The sequence below is a fragment of the Niabella sp. CPT15-335-S11 genome, assembly GCF_058792415.1.
This window is the reverse complement of sequence record NZ_JBYTEI010000001.1, coordinates 507,593-522,640: the sequence shown is the minus strand read 5'-3', so window position 1 is coordinate 522,640 and position 15,048 is coordinate 507,593. Positions and strand designations below refer to the sequence as shown.

Here is a 15,048-nt window from a genome sequence, read left to right as displayed (position 1 = left end):
AATTGGATTTTGTAACATATTATGGCAGGTCCGTCACATTTTATAACAGAGGATACAAGGGTGGAATAATTTTACATAAAAACAAGGTTATGAATAAAAATCTCGGTTTGAACTTGCAAAAAAATGGTTGGACATTTGCGATCATAGGTTGGCTGGGTATTCTGGTACTGATGGTAGCAAACGACTTTGATGTTTTTGCTTTAATGGTCTGGGTCGTTGTAGTACCTTTTACCGTTTTGATAGTGCTACTTCATTTTTACTACCTGATCCCTTTTCTGCCGAGACAGAAATTCTGGTCAAAAAGATATTTTGCAAACCTTGTCCCGGGTCTGCTTCTGTTGACATTTATCGCCGCTCTTTTTACGTCACTGATATGGCCGGGATGGTCACAATTCTTCCCCCTGTACATTTTACTTCTGGTATATTCATTTTTCTTTGCCGTTCCGTTATCTTGGTATATTTATAAAAATCACTATGACAAAGTTTTTCTGTTGACCCAATTAGGTTCTTCACAGGCAAACCTGACTTTACTTCGTTCGCAAATCAATCCTCATTTTTTGTTTAATACGCTGAACAGTCTTTACGGCACGGCGCTGCAGGAGAATGCAGAACGAACCGGCGAGGGGATACAAAAACTGGGCGATATGATGCGGTTTATGCTTTATGAAAATAATCTGGATAAGATATCGTTGGCCAGGGAAGTAAATTACCTGAATAATTATATAGACCTTCAGAAACTTCGTATAGCCCATTCTTCGCAGATTATCATTGAAACGCAAATTGAAGAGTCGTTGAATAATCTTCAGATAGCGCCGATGCTTTTGATACCTTTTGTGGAGAACGCGTTCAAACATGGCATTAGTTTAAGTGAACCATCGTTTGTCAAAATCTCCCTGCAGGTCCTTGAAAGCCGTGTATTCTTCAGCGTCAACAACAGTGTGCATAACCGAAGGGATCCCGAGCAGGAAAGACAGGAAGGGGGCATCGGACTGGAAAATGTAAAACAAAGACTGGCAATGTTGTACCCCGGAAAACACGAACTCGTGATTCGGGCAAACGCAAATGAATATTTTGTGCATTTAACGCTTACTTTGTAGCAAATTGAAAGATCGGTATGACAGCTATTGCCATAGACGACGAACCCATGGCGTTGGAAGTCATCAAAAGCCATGCTGCAAAAGTTCCGTTCCTGGAACTAGCGGCTTGTTTTACCAACGCTTTTGAGGGGATCGATTATCTGCATAAGCACGCAACAGACCTCGTGTTCCTGGATATTAAGATGCCTGATGTTACGGGGATAGAAATCTCCAAGTCATTGCCCCGGGAGGTAATGATCATTTTTACAACCGCTTATAGTGAGCATGCCGTTGAAGGTTTTGAAGTGGATGCGGTAGATTATTTGCTGAAACCATTTTCGCTCGCAAGATTTTTCAAGGCCTGCAGCCGGGCGCAGGAGCTTTTTCTGCTAAAAAAGGGTGGCGTTGAGGCAGGGAGCCACCTATTTCTGAAGGATGGATATGAGCAGGTTAAAGTGATGCTGGATGACATATTGTATATTGAAGCCGCTGGTAATTACCTGAATGTGTTTGTTGAATCGGGGAGAATCACGACGCGACAAACCTTGAATGATATGGAAGCCATACTCCCACCCGATAAATTTATACGCATTCACCGCAGTTATATTGTCGCTAAATCAAAAGTGACCCGCTTTTCCCGACAATGGGTATTTATTCGTGAGGTGGAGTTGCCGGTGGGGAGCAATTATCAGTTCTTGGCGTAATAATACAGTGTAGAGCAATTCTCATCCCTGAAAATCTTGTTCGCGGTTTCTTTTATATCCGCGAGGGTTACGGCTTCATACCTGGCCATTTCTGTGTTCATCAGACCGGCATCTCCCAGTAATTCGTAATAGGCCAGACTATTCGCACGGTTCAGCACGCTCATATCTTCAAAGGTTATGATGCTTTCGGTTTTGTTTTTAACCTTTTGCAATTCGCTGTCCAGGATGGGTTCTTCCCGGAGGTAGCGGAGTATAGTTTCAATCTCCTTTTCGGCTTCCTGCATGTTAACTCCTTTGACCAGTTTTCCTTCAATACAGATTAGGCCGGGGTCAATGGTTCCAAGGTGATAGCACTGAACGTAGACGAACAGCTGTAATTCTTTGACCAGCTTTTGGTATAATCGTGAGGATTCTCCGCCGCCCAGGATATCCGTCAGCAGATCGCATGCGTAGTATTCGCTGCTTGTGCGGCTGCCCATGTGCCAGCATTTGTATAATGCGTCCAGGGGAACATCGGCCGTTACAGTGAGGCTGCGGGGTTCAGTTTGGGGTGGTTCTGCCGGGAGGTCGCGCTGATATGGTTTGCCCGCGGGGATATCGCCAAACCATTTATTTGCCAGGTCCCTAACCTGTGCGGTTTCAACATTGCCGGCCACGACCATGATGGCATTGTTGGGGCGATAAAATCTGAAAAAGAAATCTCTTACGTCCTGCAGGCGGGCACCTTCGATATGGGAAAGCTCCCGGCCAATCGTCATCCAGCGATAAGGGTGGGTCGTGTAGCTAAGCTCTCTCAGTTTGAACCAGACATCACCGTAGGGCTTATCGATGTAATGCTCTTTAAACTCCTCGCTGACTACCTTTCGTTGTACTTCAAGGCTTTTTTCGTCGAAGGCCAGTGATAGCATCCGGTCGCTCTCCAGCCAGAATGCAGTTTCCAGGTTTTGCGCGGGGATCTGAACATAATAGTTCGTGAGGTCGTTTGTGGTGTAGGCGTTGTTCTCGCCACCCGCTCGTTGAAGGGGCTCATCATATTCGGGGATGTTTACCGAGCCGCCAAACATCAGGTGCTCAAAGAGATGGGCGAAGCCGGTTTGTTCCGGGTTCTCATCCCTTGCTCCGACATTGTACATAATATTAACTACAGCCATGGGGGTGGATGGATCGCGGTGTACGATAACCCTGAGTCCGTTGTCCAGCGCAAATTTATCAAACTGAATCATGGCGCGAAGATACGATTAGAAGCGCTAAGGGTTGGGATGAATTACGTCATTCAATGACGAATGATCAATGACGAATTACGAATGTATCGTCAAGGGGGAGAGCCAACATGAATCAGAATCTACACTTTGCTGTTTTTATGCCATGGCTTTTGTTTGAGGTACTGTCGGGGAATACCGCCTTAAAAATGTTTGTCGTTGATTTTCCCATTCGTTCTGAAATTTTTTTCTATTAATTACTATCCTTGTTTTTATTTCCATAGGCACAATGCCTGCAATTATCTTTACAACAATATCCCCTTTGCAAATGATATAACTCTGTAAAAACAAAATATCCGTTGTCAAAGTAATAATGCAGCCCTTCTATCATTAATTCTCTTTGTTTGGGAAAATTATGTTGCAGCTTAAATTGTACCATAAGGTTAATTTCCCTCATGCATTTGCAACACAAGCAATCGCTATAGGATGTGCTTTGTAAAAAGTTCTTCGTTTCATCTGAAATATTTACGTTACATTGACAATTGACTACATCACCCACTTTACATTCAAACAATGTTCCGCAACGTGGGCAATATTTGGTTTCATGTTTACTCATTTCCATTTAGGCGGCTTCACGCAGCGGCCGTCGTGAGTCTGCACCAGCCGCTTTCATTTGAATATACCCGGTTTCTGTGAGGTTATCGTTACGAACCACAACTAATGCATCCATCCTGCATACTGCAAGTAGTGCCGTTGGTTTGCGTCGGCTCTACATCTGTGGGCGACTGTTGTTTGTTGTTGAGTGTTGGAATTACCGGTTCAACTGTATTGACGGCTTGCTTTTGTACGGTAAACTGTACTGCCTGCGACGCCGCTTGTGTACGCAAATAATACATACCTGTTTTCAACCCTTTTTTCCACGCGTAAAAGTGCATAGATGTAAGTTTGGATGTTGTGGGATTATCAACAAACAAATTCAGTGATTGCGATTGACAAATATATGCGCCTCTGTCGGCCGCCATATCTATAATGTTGCGTTGCTTTATTTCCCATACGGTTTTGTACAACTCTTTTATATCGGCAGGGATTTCATCAATGTTTTGAACAGAGCCATTGGCTGCAATGATTTTGTTTTTCATATTATTGTTCCATAATCCCAGCTCAACGAGGGTTTTCAGCAAATGTTTATTTACCACGATGAACTCACCGCTTAAAACCCTTCTTGTGTAAATGTTGGAAGTGTAGGGTTCAAAACATTCGTTGTTACCAAAGATTTGCGAAGTGGAAGCCGTAGGCATGGGTGCAACCAGCAACGAATTTCTTACGCCGTATTTTTTTACTTCTTCTTTCAGCGTTGCCCAATCCCAACGCTCGCTTGGGGTTACATTCCACATATCAAACTGAAATATGCCCTTTGAAACAGGTGAGTCTGCAAAGGTTTCATAAGCACCCTGTTTTTTTGCCAGATCTTTACTGGCGGTCATGGCGGCAAAGTAGATGGTTTCAAAAATGTTTTTGTTCAGCATTTTCGCCAAATCGCTTTCAAAGGGTAAGCGCAATAAAATAAACACATCAGCAAGTCCTTGTACCCCCAGACCAATAGGGCGGTGTTTTAAATTGGAGTATCTTGCTTCGTCAACGGGATAATAATTATTGTCAATTATTTTGTTGAGATTTTTAGTGGCCTGATAAGCTACTTCGAACAATTTCTCATGGTCAAATTTTCCGTCTTTTACAAATCTTGGTAACGCAATGGAGGCAAGGTTGCAAACAGCTACTTCATCAGGACTTGTATATTCTAGTATTTCCGTACAGAGGTTGCTGCTTTTGATTGTTCCCAAATTCTGTTGATTGCTTTTTCTGTTGGCAGCATCTTTATATAACATATAGGGCGTACCCGTTTCAATTTGTGACTCCAAGATTGCAAACCATAGCTCCTGTGCTTTAACTGTTTTTATTGCCCTGCCTTCTGCCTCGTATTGTTCATATAGTTTTTCAAATGCTGAACCCCAACAGTCACTTAATCCCGGCGCTTCATTGGGGCAAAACAAGCTCCAATTACCATTTGCTTCAACGCGTTTCATAAACAAATCGCTAATCCACAAAGCATAAAACAAGTCTCTTGCACGTAATTCTTCTTTACCGTGATTTTTTCTTAAATCCAAAAACTCAAACACGTCGGCATGCCAAGTCTCTAAATAAATAGCAAAAGCGCCTTTACGTTTACCACCGCCCTGGTCAACATACCTCGCGGTATCGTTGAACACACGAAGCATAGGAATAATGCCGTTGCTCGTGCCATTTGTGCCGCCGATATAACTTCCAGTTGCGCGAATATTATGAATAGCCAAACCAATACCACCGGCGCTTTGAGAAATTCTTGCGGTTTGCTTCAGTGTATCATAAATGCCGTCAATACTGTCGTCTTTCATCGTTAAGAGAAAACAGCTACTCATTTGCGGCTTAGGTGTACCTGCGTTGAACAGTGTGGGTGTGGCATGTGTCATCCACTTTTCACTTAACAAATGATACGTTTTTATGACTTCGTCAATATCATTTTTGTGAATGCCTACTGCCACTCTCATATACATGTGTTGCGGACGTTCTGCTATCTTTTCATTAATCTTCAGCAGGTAAGATTTTTCTAAAGTCTTAAACCCAAAATAATCAAAGCCGTAATCCCTGTCATAGATGATCGTGCTGTCCAGAATATCTGCATGCTTTTGTATTATCTGCATTACATCATCTGCGACCAAAGGCATTTTTCTTCCTATTTTTTTATCGGTGTACTCGTGCAGCTTACGCATGGTTTCTGAAAAGCTTTTCACCGTGTTTTTATGTAGATTACTTACTGCTACGCGTGAAGCCAAAATTGCATAGTCGGGGTGAATCGTAGTTAAAGAAGCCGCGGTTTCGGCTGCAAGGTTGTCTAACTCTGTTGTTGGGACACCTGCATAAATACCCTCTATGGTCTTCTTTGCCACATCAATAACATTTACTAAAGGGCTTAAGCCATAGCTTAGTTTCTCAATTCTCGCCGTTACTTTATCAAACTTTATGGACTCTTGTTTTCCGCTTCTTTTTATTACGTACATGATTGAAGAATTTTATGGTTAGTAATTGGATTTTAAAAATCATCGTCAGTTGAAAATACCTGCGCGCCTTTGTTTGCCATTACACCTGCCTTTTGATAATCACCGACTCTTTTTTCAAAGAAGTTAGTTTTTCCTTGTAACGAAATCATCTCCATAAAATCAAAGGGATTTGTGCTGTTGAACATTTTTGAGCAGCCTAACTCGGTTAGCCATCTGTCTGCGACAAATTCAATGTATTGCTGCATCAGCTTCGCATTCATACCAATTAAATCAACAGGCAGTGCTTCGGTAATAAATTCTTTTTCTATGACAACAGCATCGCCGATAATAGCTTTTACTTCTTCTTCCGAAAGTTTATTGTTCAACATGCTATACAACAAACAGGCAAACTCACAATGCAAACCTTCATCACGGCTTATCAGTTCATTGCTAAAAGTAAGTCCGGGCATTAAGCCTCTTTTTTTTAGCCAAAAAATGGAACAGAAACTACCGCTGAAGAATATACCCTCAACAGCCGCAAATGCAATAAGTCTTTGAGCAAAATTTCCGTTCTCAATCCAACGCAAAGCCCACTCGGCTTTTTTCTTTACGGCGGGAACTGTATCAATGGCATGAAAGAACTTGTGTTTTTCGGCAGCATCTTTCACATAGGTATCGATCAGCAAGGCATAGGTCTCGCTGTGAATGTTTTCCATCATGATTTGAAAACCATAGAAACATCTTGCTTCAGGTAATTGCACTTCGCTCATGAAATTTACAGCGAGATTTTCATTGACTATTCCATCACTAGCGGCGAAAAATGCAAGTACATGAGAAATAAAATGACGTTCACCGTCATTTAGAGACGCCCAATCTTTCAGGTCGCTGCTAAGATCAATTTCTTCTGCCGTCCAAAAACTGGCTTCATGGCGTTTGTAGTGTTCCCAAACTTTAGGATAATTGATAGGCAGGATAACAAACCTGTCTTTGTTTTCTTTTAATAAAATTTCATTGTCATATTGCATAGTAAAATAATTTTAAAATTTTACCTGCGGACAAAAAGGTACAGTGCTGAAAGAATAAGCCGTGCAATATGCCGAAACTATCAGTACCTGCTTTTCCTCCGAAAGCGTAGTTACTAAAGATTTCTTTGGCAGGTCTTCTGACTTACTCCGTTGTTTAGGGCCTTCCCATTAATGAAAACAGTGGCATGAAGATTAAACAACTTTTTAGGAGCTTACAGCTACGGGGATAGTTCCCGACTTTCACGGGATTCCCTTTTAATGACATCCATTCTGTGATGGATTATCAACCAAATTGTATTGCAAAATAGTAAGCCTGTTTAGAATGAGGTCAGATTGTTATCCACGTTGTGTTGAAAACACAGGAAAGTCAATATTGGCTTAGGCTAAGAGGAGGAAAATACCGCTCTCGTAATTCTTAACTTGTAATTGAATATATATCTAATATCCAGTATCCCTGGCTGCCGGAAGGTTTACCCTCCTTCGGCGGGCAGGCCTGTCGTAGCTAGCGCGTAACCCCTTCTCCATCGCTATCTGAGAATATTAATCACTTTCATCGATTTCATCTGCAGTTGGTCGTTGCGCCTGATAATTACTCTGACTCTTCCGGTGGCGGATTGTAATTCCTGTTTAAGGTCCTTTAAATTTAATCCGAAACGATTGTTCACGGCGAGCACTTCATCACCTTCCATAAATCCTGCTTTTTCCGCGGGGGATCCCTTGGGGATGGATCCGATCTTAATCTTTCCATCGATCAGGTACAGCTCAATGCCCGAGTACGCATAATCAAAGGGTTCCCTGAAGTGCGTGTTGGGGATGAGGTGGATTTGCCTTTTGTTATAATTGATGATGCAGTTAAACCTTCTGAAAATATCATTCCCGATCAACCCGCCCATCAACGGGTAGGAGGTTATGTTGAAGTCGTCCCTGAATATATTGATCGGAACATTTCTGAATTTGTAAGGTCCGATCTTTAACTCCTTACAAACCGTCGTTAACATATCTACTCTTCCGCCCAGTCCCTCCCCCTGTTTGAGATATTTTTTCCGCTTGGTTTTTATGAATGCGCTGTCTTCCACAAAATCATCTGAGAATAAAACCGTAAGCCCGGCGCCAATATCAAAGAGATAATTGAAGTTCACCGGTCGCGAATCAGAGATCTCGGCGTTATGAACGGGAAGCATGCCGATGCGGGGAAGTATCAGATGGCCGCCTTTTGGATATTTCAAACTGCCGTTTGTCCAAAATGAGAGCTCATTGGTGTCGTAATTTATCCTGATTATGTAACGGCTAAACAGGGAGTAACCAATGATCCCATCTATTTTATCACCATATAGTGAAGAAAGCATGTCATAGTCAATGACATGGAAGTTCAGGCTGTCTGCCACGAGAGAACCGATGGTTAGTTTGTGATTTTTCAGGAATCCAACTTTCCTGATCCCTCCGATACCCCTGATGATCCTTTCTGGTGCAGGAACATGCAGGCCCAGTTCAGCCGCGGTGGAAGAATCGAGGGAAATGCCACCGCTGCCCGTGTCTAGGATGAAGTTGAGAGAGTCGGGATAATTATCGAAAATAGCCCGCAGCAAAATCACTCCCCCGGTCAATTGGGTAAAGCCAGCGCTGGTGATAAACCGGCTTGGGGGTTCAATAAATTCTTCCTGGCCCGCAAGCGGCTTTATCAACATTAATTGTATGAGTACCAATATAGTTAGCCTAAGGTGCATATTATCTACTCAAATTGCAAAATACCCGGTGGTAACTCTCGCCTCATCCTCAAAAGCAACCCATTCCGGGCAACCAGCGCCTGTCAGAGACTGGTTCATCCGGATCATACACAAGTTACAAAGTTTTCCTGGTAAATTCTAAAACCGCCTTTTCCCGGCGAGGGAATTCTTTTACTTACCTTTGTCTCTTCAGCAAAACGAATATGAACTTATCTGAACTTTATAAAAAGGCGTCGGGTTTTGAGTTCCTTAGTATAGAAGAGGGGGTTTACCTCTACCATCACGCTCCGTTAGGGGAGTTGATGATGGTTGCAGATGAACTTCGGAAAATACAGGTACCTCATGGGAAAGTCACCTGGCAGATCGACCGGAATGTAAATACCACCAATGTTTGTATAGCCAACTGTAAATTCTGCAATTTCTACAGGATACCCGGTCACTCCGAAGCATATATTACAGATATGCCCACCTATCGGAGAAAAATTGAGGAGACTATCAGATATGGAGGCGATCAGCTATTATTACAGGGAGGGCACCATCCTGAGCTGGGTCTCCAGTTTTACGTTGATACGTTCCGCCAGATCAAGGCGGAGTTTCCGGATATCCGGCTGCATGCCCTGGGGCCACCTGAAGTAGCCCATATCACAAAACTGGAAAAAAGCACCCACCGGGAAGTGCTGCAGGCATTGAAAGCTGCAGGTATGGATTCACTGCCGGGCGCGGGCGCCGAAATTTTGATCGATAGGGTACGGAGGCTAATCAGCAAGGGGAAATGCGGGGCCCAGGAATGGCTCGACATTATGCACGAGGCTCATGAGCTCGGGATTACAACATCAGCAACGATGATGTTCGGGCATGTGGAAACTATTGAGGAAAGATTCGAACACCTGGCAAGGATCCGGGAAGTTCAAAGCAGGAAACCCGAAGGTGCAAAAGGATTTCTGGCGTTTATCCCCTGGACTTTCCAGGATGTGGATACGCTGCTTGCGAGAATCAGGGGAGTACATAATTTAACGACACCTGCTGATTATATCCGGATGATCGCGCTTAGCCGGATCATGCTGCCAAATATTAAAAACATACAGGCGTCATGGCTCACTGTTGGCAAGCCAACGGCACAACTTTGTCTGCACAGCGGTGCCAATGATTTTGGAAGCATCATGATCGAGGAAAACGTAGTTAGCGCTGCCGGGGCTCCGCACCGCTTTACTTATCGTTCTATCCAGGAGGCGATACGCGAAGCAGGGTTTGAACCTCAGTTGCGTAACCAGGAATATGATTGGAGGACAATCCCAGAGGCAATTCAGGAGCAGGTAGTAGATTACTAAGTGCCTTTAAAATAATATAGAGATCCTCCTGAACAATTTGCAGAACTACATTGTTATCGTTTAGGATGACCGCTCCTAAGAAAATAATAATTATCGGCGGCGGATTCGCCGGCATAAATCTGGCAATGGGGTTAAAACACAAGCCAGGGATGGATGTAACCCTTGTTGACAGGAACAATTATAATTTCTTCCCCCCCCTTTTATACCAGGTAGGCACAGGATTTTTGGAACCATCTGCTATCAGTTACCCCTTCAGGAGATTTTTGAGAGATAAATCCAATATCAGGTTCCGTATGGCAGAGCTGGAAGGAATTGATCCGGCAGAAAAGAAAGTGAGATTATCCAACGGGACCCTTCCCTACGACATACTCATCCTTGCCATAGGGGCAGAGACCAATTACTTTGGGATGAAGAATGTCAAGGATGCGGCTATTCCTATGAAGACGCTTAGCGATGCGTTGGCTATGCGTAATATTTTATTGAAAAGGCTGGAACAGTCTTCTCGAGTTACGGACATTGAAGAAAAAAGAAAGCTTCTCAGTATTGTAGTCACGGGCGCTGGTCCAACGGGCGTGGAACTGTCAGGAATGTTCGCTGAAATGAGGAAGAATATCATCCGAAAGGACTATCCTGAACTTACCGGCCAGGGCCTGGGTGAAATATACCTCGTGGATGGAGCGAAAGAGCCCCTCGCAGCGATGTCTTCCGTGGCCTCCAACTATACGGGCGAGTCACTTGCCAAAATGGGCGTAAAACTGAAGATGAATGTAACAGTCCGCGATTATGACGATCATAAAGTCTGGCTTTCCGATGGTAGTTTCATTGAAACCTATAACCTGATCTGGGCCGCGGGCGTTTCGGCATCCATCATTGATGGCATTCCCCAATCGAGTTATGGCAGAGGAAAAAGACTGATCGTGGATGAATTTAATAAAGTACAGGGAACTGATAATATTTACGCGGTAGGCGATACCTGTCTGCAGACACACGATCCCGCTTATCCAAACGGGCATCCGCAGTTAGCGCAGGTTGCTATCCAGCAGGGAAAGAATCTGGCGAAAAACCTCACGCTGGAAAATCCTCAGCCGTTCTTCTATCACGACAAAGGTACTATGGCGATTATTGGCAGGAACAAGGCCGTTGCTGATCTCCCCAAACCCGAGACACATTTCCATGGATTTTTTGCCTGGTTAATCTGGTTGTTTATCCATGTCATGTCACTGCTCAATTACCGTAACCGGATGCGGACACTCTACAACTGGGTAGGCGCTTACTTCAGTAAAGATCAGTCTTTCCGGATGATCATCCGGCCGGAAGAAGAGACTTTCGCAAATCTTTCTTCCGTATCTGAAAAGAAGGAAGCTGTTTAATTTAAGCTAATCTAATATTCCGCCAAGCTATAATCCAGTCTGGTTAACGTGTGGGGTATTGCTTGTGCCATGCATTTCCGGGAATCTTTTCCTAAATTAGATTATGATTGAACGGAATCTTTTGTTGGTCGTCTCCCTTATACTGGTCATCTCCCTTTTAACCATGATGAGCTACAGGCTTAAGATCTCTTATCCCATATTTCTGGTGATGGCGGGATTGTTGATCAGCCTGGTGCCAGGAGTCCCCAATATGAGAATTAATCCGGACTTCGTATTTCTCATTTTTCTTCCCCCAATACTGTTTGCGGCTGCGTGGCAAATCCCCTGGGACGAACTATGGAGATTGAAAAGGAGTGTAACCCTCCTGGGTTTTGGATTGGTTTTCTTCACTTCTACCCTTATAGCCTGGCTATCACAATACCTTATACCGGGCTTTACCTTTGCCCTGGGTTTTGTGCTCGGTGGGATTATCTCTCCCCCGGATGCAGTGGCTGCAACTTCCATATTAAAAGAGCTTAAAATTCCCAGGAGGGTGCTGGATCTGCTGGAAGGCGAAAGTCTGGTCAATGACGCAGCCAGCCTTATTGTTTTCAGGTTTGCAATGATAGCGGTTGTAACGGGAACATTTAGTTTTTGGCAGGCATCAAAAGCTTTTGTGCTTGTGGCAGGGATGGGTATCCTGATTGGATTGATGATCGCTTTCATTATTTATATCATCCAAAAATATTTTGCCACCAACACCGCCATAGATGCGGCCATTACGCTTACGGCCCCTTTTCTCATGTATCTCGCGGCAGAAAGTTTTCATTTTTCAGGCGTGTTATCTGTGGTTGCAGGGGGCCTGTTTCTAAGCTACCACAAGCATGATTTTTTAACTTATGAATCCAGGCTGAACATTTCCGCCCTTTGGGAAACCCTAACCTTTCTTTTAAATGGATTTATCTTTATTTTGATCGGGCTGCAAATGCCGTATATTGTCAGCAATTTTACGCAGAACACCGTTAAAGAAGCGCTTTATTACGGGCTAATAATCAGCCTGGCTGTGATTCTTATTCGCATCCTCTGGGTGTTTGCCGTAAACCGGATCCGAAACGCTTACACTAAAATTACACGTTCAGAACATTTAGTGATGGGATTGAAAGAAACGTTCCTGGTAGCATGGTGTGGTATGAGGGGTGTGGTTTCACTTGCTGCTGCGCTTTCAATTCCGTTCTTCCTTCGCGAAGGTGTAGAGTTCCCCTACCGGTACCTGATTCTTTTTATCACATTTATGGTTATTTTAGTCACCCTGGTATTTCAGGGCCTCACTATCTCACCCCTTATCAAATTACTTAAAATAGAAGATCCCGTTTCTGAGAAACAAAGATGGCAGGAGCAGGAGATCAAAGTGAAACTGGCGAAGGCTGCACTTTCCTTTCTGGATGAAAACTATAAAGACGACCTTGAAAAAAACGTGTCTTTCAGGCAGGTTAGAGACCGGTATGACCGGGTAATCCAACGGGCGGAACAAAAGATTTCAATACCAAGGAAGGATAATCTCAAACTCGTACGAGCCTCTATAACCCACTATCGGCACATGTTACTGGAAATTATAAGGGTGAAGAGAGCTTTGCTCAAGCAATATTTGCAAACGCATGAATTTGAAGAAGGATTGATCCGGGAGAAGCAAAAAGAACTGGACCTGGAAGAAGCCAGGCTCAGAAGCAAAAAAAGATAACAAATGAGTCCCGGCGTTTTTTTGTTGAAAATTAAAGGGCCCGGGCTTGCAACAGCGTGAAAATAACAAATAGATTTGTACTTATGACAATCAGAATATTCATCACGGGTGGCACATTTGACAAGGAATATAATATGCTGAATGGCGAACTGTATTTCAAAGACACGCATCTGACTCAGTTGCTGGAAATGGGGCGGAATACCGTACCCGTGGAAATGAGAACGCTGATGATGGTAGATAGCCTGGAGATGACGGACGAGGACCGGGCGTTGATTGCCCATCAATGCAACCAGGCCGACGAAGACCATATTGTTATCACCCACGGTACAGACACCATGGCCGAGACGGCCAGATTGCTCGCTGAAAGGGTGCCAGGTAAGGTAATCGTGCTTACAGGGGCCATGATACCAATTAAATTCGGTAGCTCAGATGGTTTGTTCAACCTGGGGAGCGCTCTGGCTTTTGTACAGTCCCTGCCTGTTGGTGTTTATGTGGTCATGAACGGACGCTGCTTCAACTCGGATAATGTACGTAAGAACCGGGAGACCGGCGTTTTCGAGACTCTGAAACAATAGCCCTATTTTTGCAGGCCCCACTACTATGAAGAACTCTAAAAACGCCGCGATAGGTTTTATTTTCGTCACCATGACCATTGACGTGATCGGGCTCGGTTTAATCATACCGGTAATGCCCGCCCTGATCTCCGAGGTCAAACACATCTCTATTGAAGAAGCCAGTGAATGGGGAGGTTATCTGATGTTTGCCTATGCGGCTATGCAATTTCTTTTTTCGCCATTGATTGGCAACCTGAGCGACAGGTTTGGGAGAAAGAAGGTTATCTTGACTTCACTCGTAGGTTTTGCGATTGACTACACCATCCTGGCTATTGCACCCAATTACTCCTGGCTGCTGATCGGGCGGTTATTAGCCGGCGTTACCGGTGCCAGTTTCACCGCATCCACAGCTTATATCTCAGACATCAGCACCCGCGAGAACAGGGCCAGGAATTTTGGATTGATTGGGGCGGCTTTTGGGCTGGGATTTATCGTTGGTCCGGCTCTGGGAGGGCTCCTTTCGGTCTGGGGTATCCGGGCGCCCTTTTGGGCGGCAGCGGGTTTTTGCCTGCTGAATTTTCTGTATGGTTATTTTGTGCTTCCTGAATCGCTGAAACCCGAGAATCGACGGGCTTTTGAGTGGAAGAAAGCTAATCCGATAGGTGCACTCATGCATTTTAAAAAATATCCGGCAATTACCGGTCTTATCGTGTCCTTTTTCTTTATTTACCTGGCCTCCCAATCCGTATATTCAATCTGGAACTATTACACGATGTCCAAGTTTAGCTGGACTGAAAAACAGGTCGGACTCTCGCTGGCGCTGATGGGATTATTAGTAGGTAGTGTTCAGGGTGGCTTGACCAGAGTCGTGAACCGCAGGCTGGGCAACGAAAAAAGTGCATACCTGGGACTGCTGTTATATACGATCGGACTTGTACTGTTCGCCTTCGCGACCAGTGGATGGATGATGTATGCTTTCCTGGTACCCTATTGTCTCGGCGGCATTGCAGGCCCGGCGTTACAGTCTATCATTACCAGTCATGTTGCTCAAAACGAACAGGGTCAGCTCCAGGGTGGGCTCACCAGCCTGATGAGTCTTACAGCAATCATTGGTCCCTTAGTTATGACGAAACTTTTCGCTGTTTCCACGCATCCGGATGCGCCGGTGCATTTCCCCGGGGCACCTTTCCTGTTAGGGGCTATCCTAATGTTTATAAGTACATTTATCTCTTTTTTAGCACTGAGGAGGGATCCGGTACTTTCAAGATGACTGATAT

Annotated in this window: 12 protein-coding genes and 1 riboswitch; of the genes, 7 read left to right on the top strand and 5 right to left on the bottom strand. The window is 44.3% G+C overall.

The features are described from left to right. Positions 1-89: 89 nt before the first annotated feature. Positions 90-1,097, top strand: a complete 1,008-nt coding sequence (locus AC3WS5_RS02140; RefSeq protein WP_492465546.1) for a sensor histidine kinase — start codon at positions 90-92, stop codon at positions 1,095-1,097. 17 nt (positions 1,098-1,114) lie between these two features. Beyond that, positions 1,115-1,780 (top strand): LytR/AlgR family response regulator transcription factor, encoded by a 666-nt coding sequence (locus AC3WS5_RS02135; protein WP_492465545.1) that lies wholly within the window; start codon positions 1,115-1,117, stop codon positions 1,778-1,780. On the opposite strand, the gene AC3WS5_RS02130 is transcribed toward AC3WS5_RS02135, so the two are convergent. The 5 genes from AC3WS5_RS02130 to AC3WS5_RS02110 all read right to left on the bottom strand — a co-directional run bounded on the left by AC3WS5_RS02130 (position 1,765) and on the right by AC3WS5_RS02110 (position 8,763). Then, entirely contained in the window at positions 1,765-3,003 is a 1,239-nt protein-coding gene (locus AC3WS5_RS02130; protein WP_492465544.1) for a M16 family metallopeptidase, read from the bottom strand. The two genes, AC3WS5_RS02135 and AC3WS5_RS02130, sit on opposite strands and share 16 nt — an antisense overlap. A 229-nt stretch (positions 3,004-3,232) precedes the next feature. Continuing rightward, positions 3,233-3,595 carry a cysteine-rich CWC family protein gene (locus AC3WS5_RS02125; protein ID WP_492466463.1) on the bottom strand — a complete coding sequence of 121 codons (363 nt, stop codon included), beginning with the start codon at positions 3,593-3,595 and terminating at the stop codon, positions 3,233-3,235. Positions 3,596-3,683: 88 nt separating this feature from the next. Continuing rightward, complete coding sequence (locus AC3WS5_RS02120; RefSeq protein WP_492465543.1) at positions 3,684-6,074, bottom strand: ribonucleoside-diphosphate reductase subunit alpha; 2,391 nt, start codon at positions 6,072-6,074, stop codon at positions 3,684-3,686. Positions 6,075-6,106: 32 nt separating this feature from the next. Then, positions 6,107-7,078 (bottom strand): ribonucleoside-diphosphate reductase small subunit, encoded by a 972-nt coding sequence (locus tag AC3WS5_RS02115; RefSeq protein WP_492465542.1) that lies wholly within the window; start codon positions 7,076-7,078, stop codon positions 6,107-6,109. 110 nt (positions 7,079-7,188) lie between these two features. Continuing rightward, positions 7,189-7,385: riboswitch (cobalamin riboswitch) on the bottom strand. A 220-nt stretch (positions 7,386-7,605) separates the two neighbouring features. After that, entirely contained in the window at positions 7,606-8,763 is a 1,158-nt protein-coding gene (locus tag AC3WS5_RS02110) for an aspartyl protease family protein (RefSeq protein ID WP_492465541.1), read from the bottom strand. 242 nt (positions 8,764-9,005) lie between these two features. Between AC3WS5_RS02110 and mqnC the strand changes: the two genes are divergently transcribed. The 5 genes from mqnC to AC3WS5_RS02085 all read left to right on the top strand — a co-directional run bounded on the left by mqnC (position 9,006) and on the right by AC3WS5_RS02085 (position 15,041). Further along, positions 9,006-10,130 carry a cyclic dehypoxanthinyl futalosine synthase gene (mqnC, locus tag AC3WS5_RS02105; RefSeq protein WP_492465540.1) on the top strand — a complete coding sequence of 375 codons (1,125 nt, stop codon included), beginning with the start codon at positions 9,006-9,008 and terminating at the stop codon, positions 10,128-10,130. A 65-nt stretch (positions 10,131-10,195) separates the two neighbouring features. After that, positions 10,196-11,500 carry an NAD(P)/FAD-dependent oxidoreductase gene (locus AC3WS5_RS02100; RefSeq protein ID WP_492465539.1) on the top strand — a complete coding sequence of 435 codons (1,305 nt, stop codon included), beginning with the start codon at positions 10,196-10,198 and terminating at the stop codon, positions 11,498-11,500. Between the two features lie 103 nt (positions 11,501-11,603). Then, positions 11,604-13,217: a Na+/H+ antiporter gene (locus AC3WS5_RS02095; protein WP_492465538.1), complete on the top strand. Its 1,614-nt coding sequence runs from the start codon at positions 11,604-11,606 to the stop codon at positions 13,215-13,217. Between the two features lie 83 nt (positions 13,218-13,300). Then, positions 13,301-13,792 carry an asparaginase domain-containing protein gene (locus tag AC3WS5_RS02090; RefSeq protein WP_492465537.1) on the top strand — a complete coding sequence of 164 codons (492 nt, stop codon included), beginning with the start codon at positions 13,301-13,303 and terminating at the stop codon, positions 13,790-13,792. 25 nt (positions 13,793-13,817) lie between these two features. Next, entirely contained in the window at positions 13,818-15,041 is a 1,224-nt protein-coding gene (locus AC3WS5_RS02085) for a TCR/Tet family MFS transporter (RefSeq protein WP_492465536.1), read from the top strand. Positions 15,042-15,048: the final 7 nt, after the last annotated feature.

Bases quoted from the DNA above. Each gene is read 5' to 3' on its own strand.
- AC3WS5_RS02140 (WP_492465546.1), top strand. From the start codon at position 90: ATGAATAAAAATCTCGGTTTGAACTTGCAAAAAAATGGTTGGACATTT.
- AC3WS5_RS02135 (WP_492465545.1), top strand. From the start codon at position 1,115: ATGACAGCTATTGCCATAGACGACGAACCCATGGCGTTGGAAGTCATC.
- AC3WS5_RS02130 (WP_492465544.1), bottom strand. From the start codon at position 3,003: ATGATTCAGTTTGATAAATTTGCGCTGGACAACGGACTCAGGGTTATC.
- AC3WS5_RS02125 (WP_492466463.1), bottom strand. From the start codon at position 3,595: ATGAGTAAACATGAAACCAAATATTGCCCACGTTGCGGAACATTGTTT.
- AC3WS5_RS02120 (WP_492465543.1), bottom strand. From the start codon at position 6,074: ATGTACGTAATAAAAAGAAGCGGAAAACAAGAGTCCATAAAGTTTGAT.
- AC3WS5_RS02115 (WP_492465542.1), bottom strand. From the start codon at position 7,078: ATGCAATATGACAATGAAATTTTATTAAAAGAAAACAAAGACAGGTTT.
- AC3WS5_RS02110 (WP_492465541.1), bottom strand. From the start codon at position 8,763: ATGTTGATAAAGCCGCTTGCGGGCCAGGAAGAATTTATTGAACCCCCA.
- mqnC (WP_492465540.1), top strand. From the start codon at position 9,006: ATGAACTTATCTGAACTTTATAAAAAGGCGTCGGGTTTTGAGTTCCTT.
- AC3WS5_RS02100 (WP_492465539.1), top strand. From the start codon at position 10,196: ATGACCGCTCCTAAGAAAATAATAATTATCGGCGGCGGATTCGCCGGC.
- AC3WS5_RS02095 (WP_492465538.1), top strand. From the start codon at position 11,604: ATGATTGAACGGAATCTTTTGTTGGTCGTCTCCCTTATACTGGTCATC.
- AC3WS5_RS02090 (WP_492465537.1), top strand. From the start codon at position 13,301: ATGACAATCAGAATATTCATCACGGGTGGCACATTTGACAAGGAATAT.
- AC3WS5_RS02085 (WP_492465536.1), top strand. From the start codon at position 13,818: ATGAAGAACTCTAAAAACGCCGCGATAGGTTTTATTTTCGTCACCATG.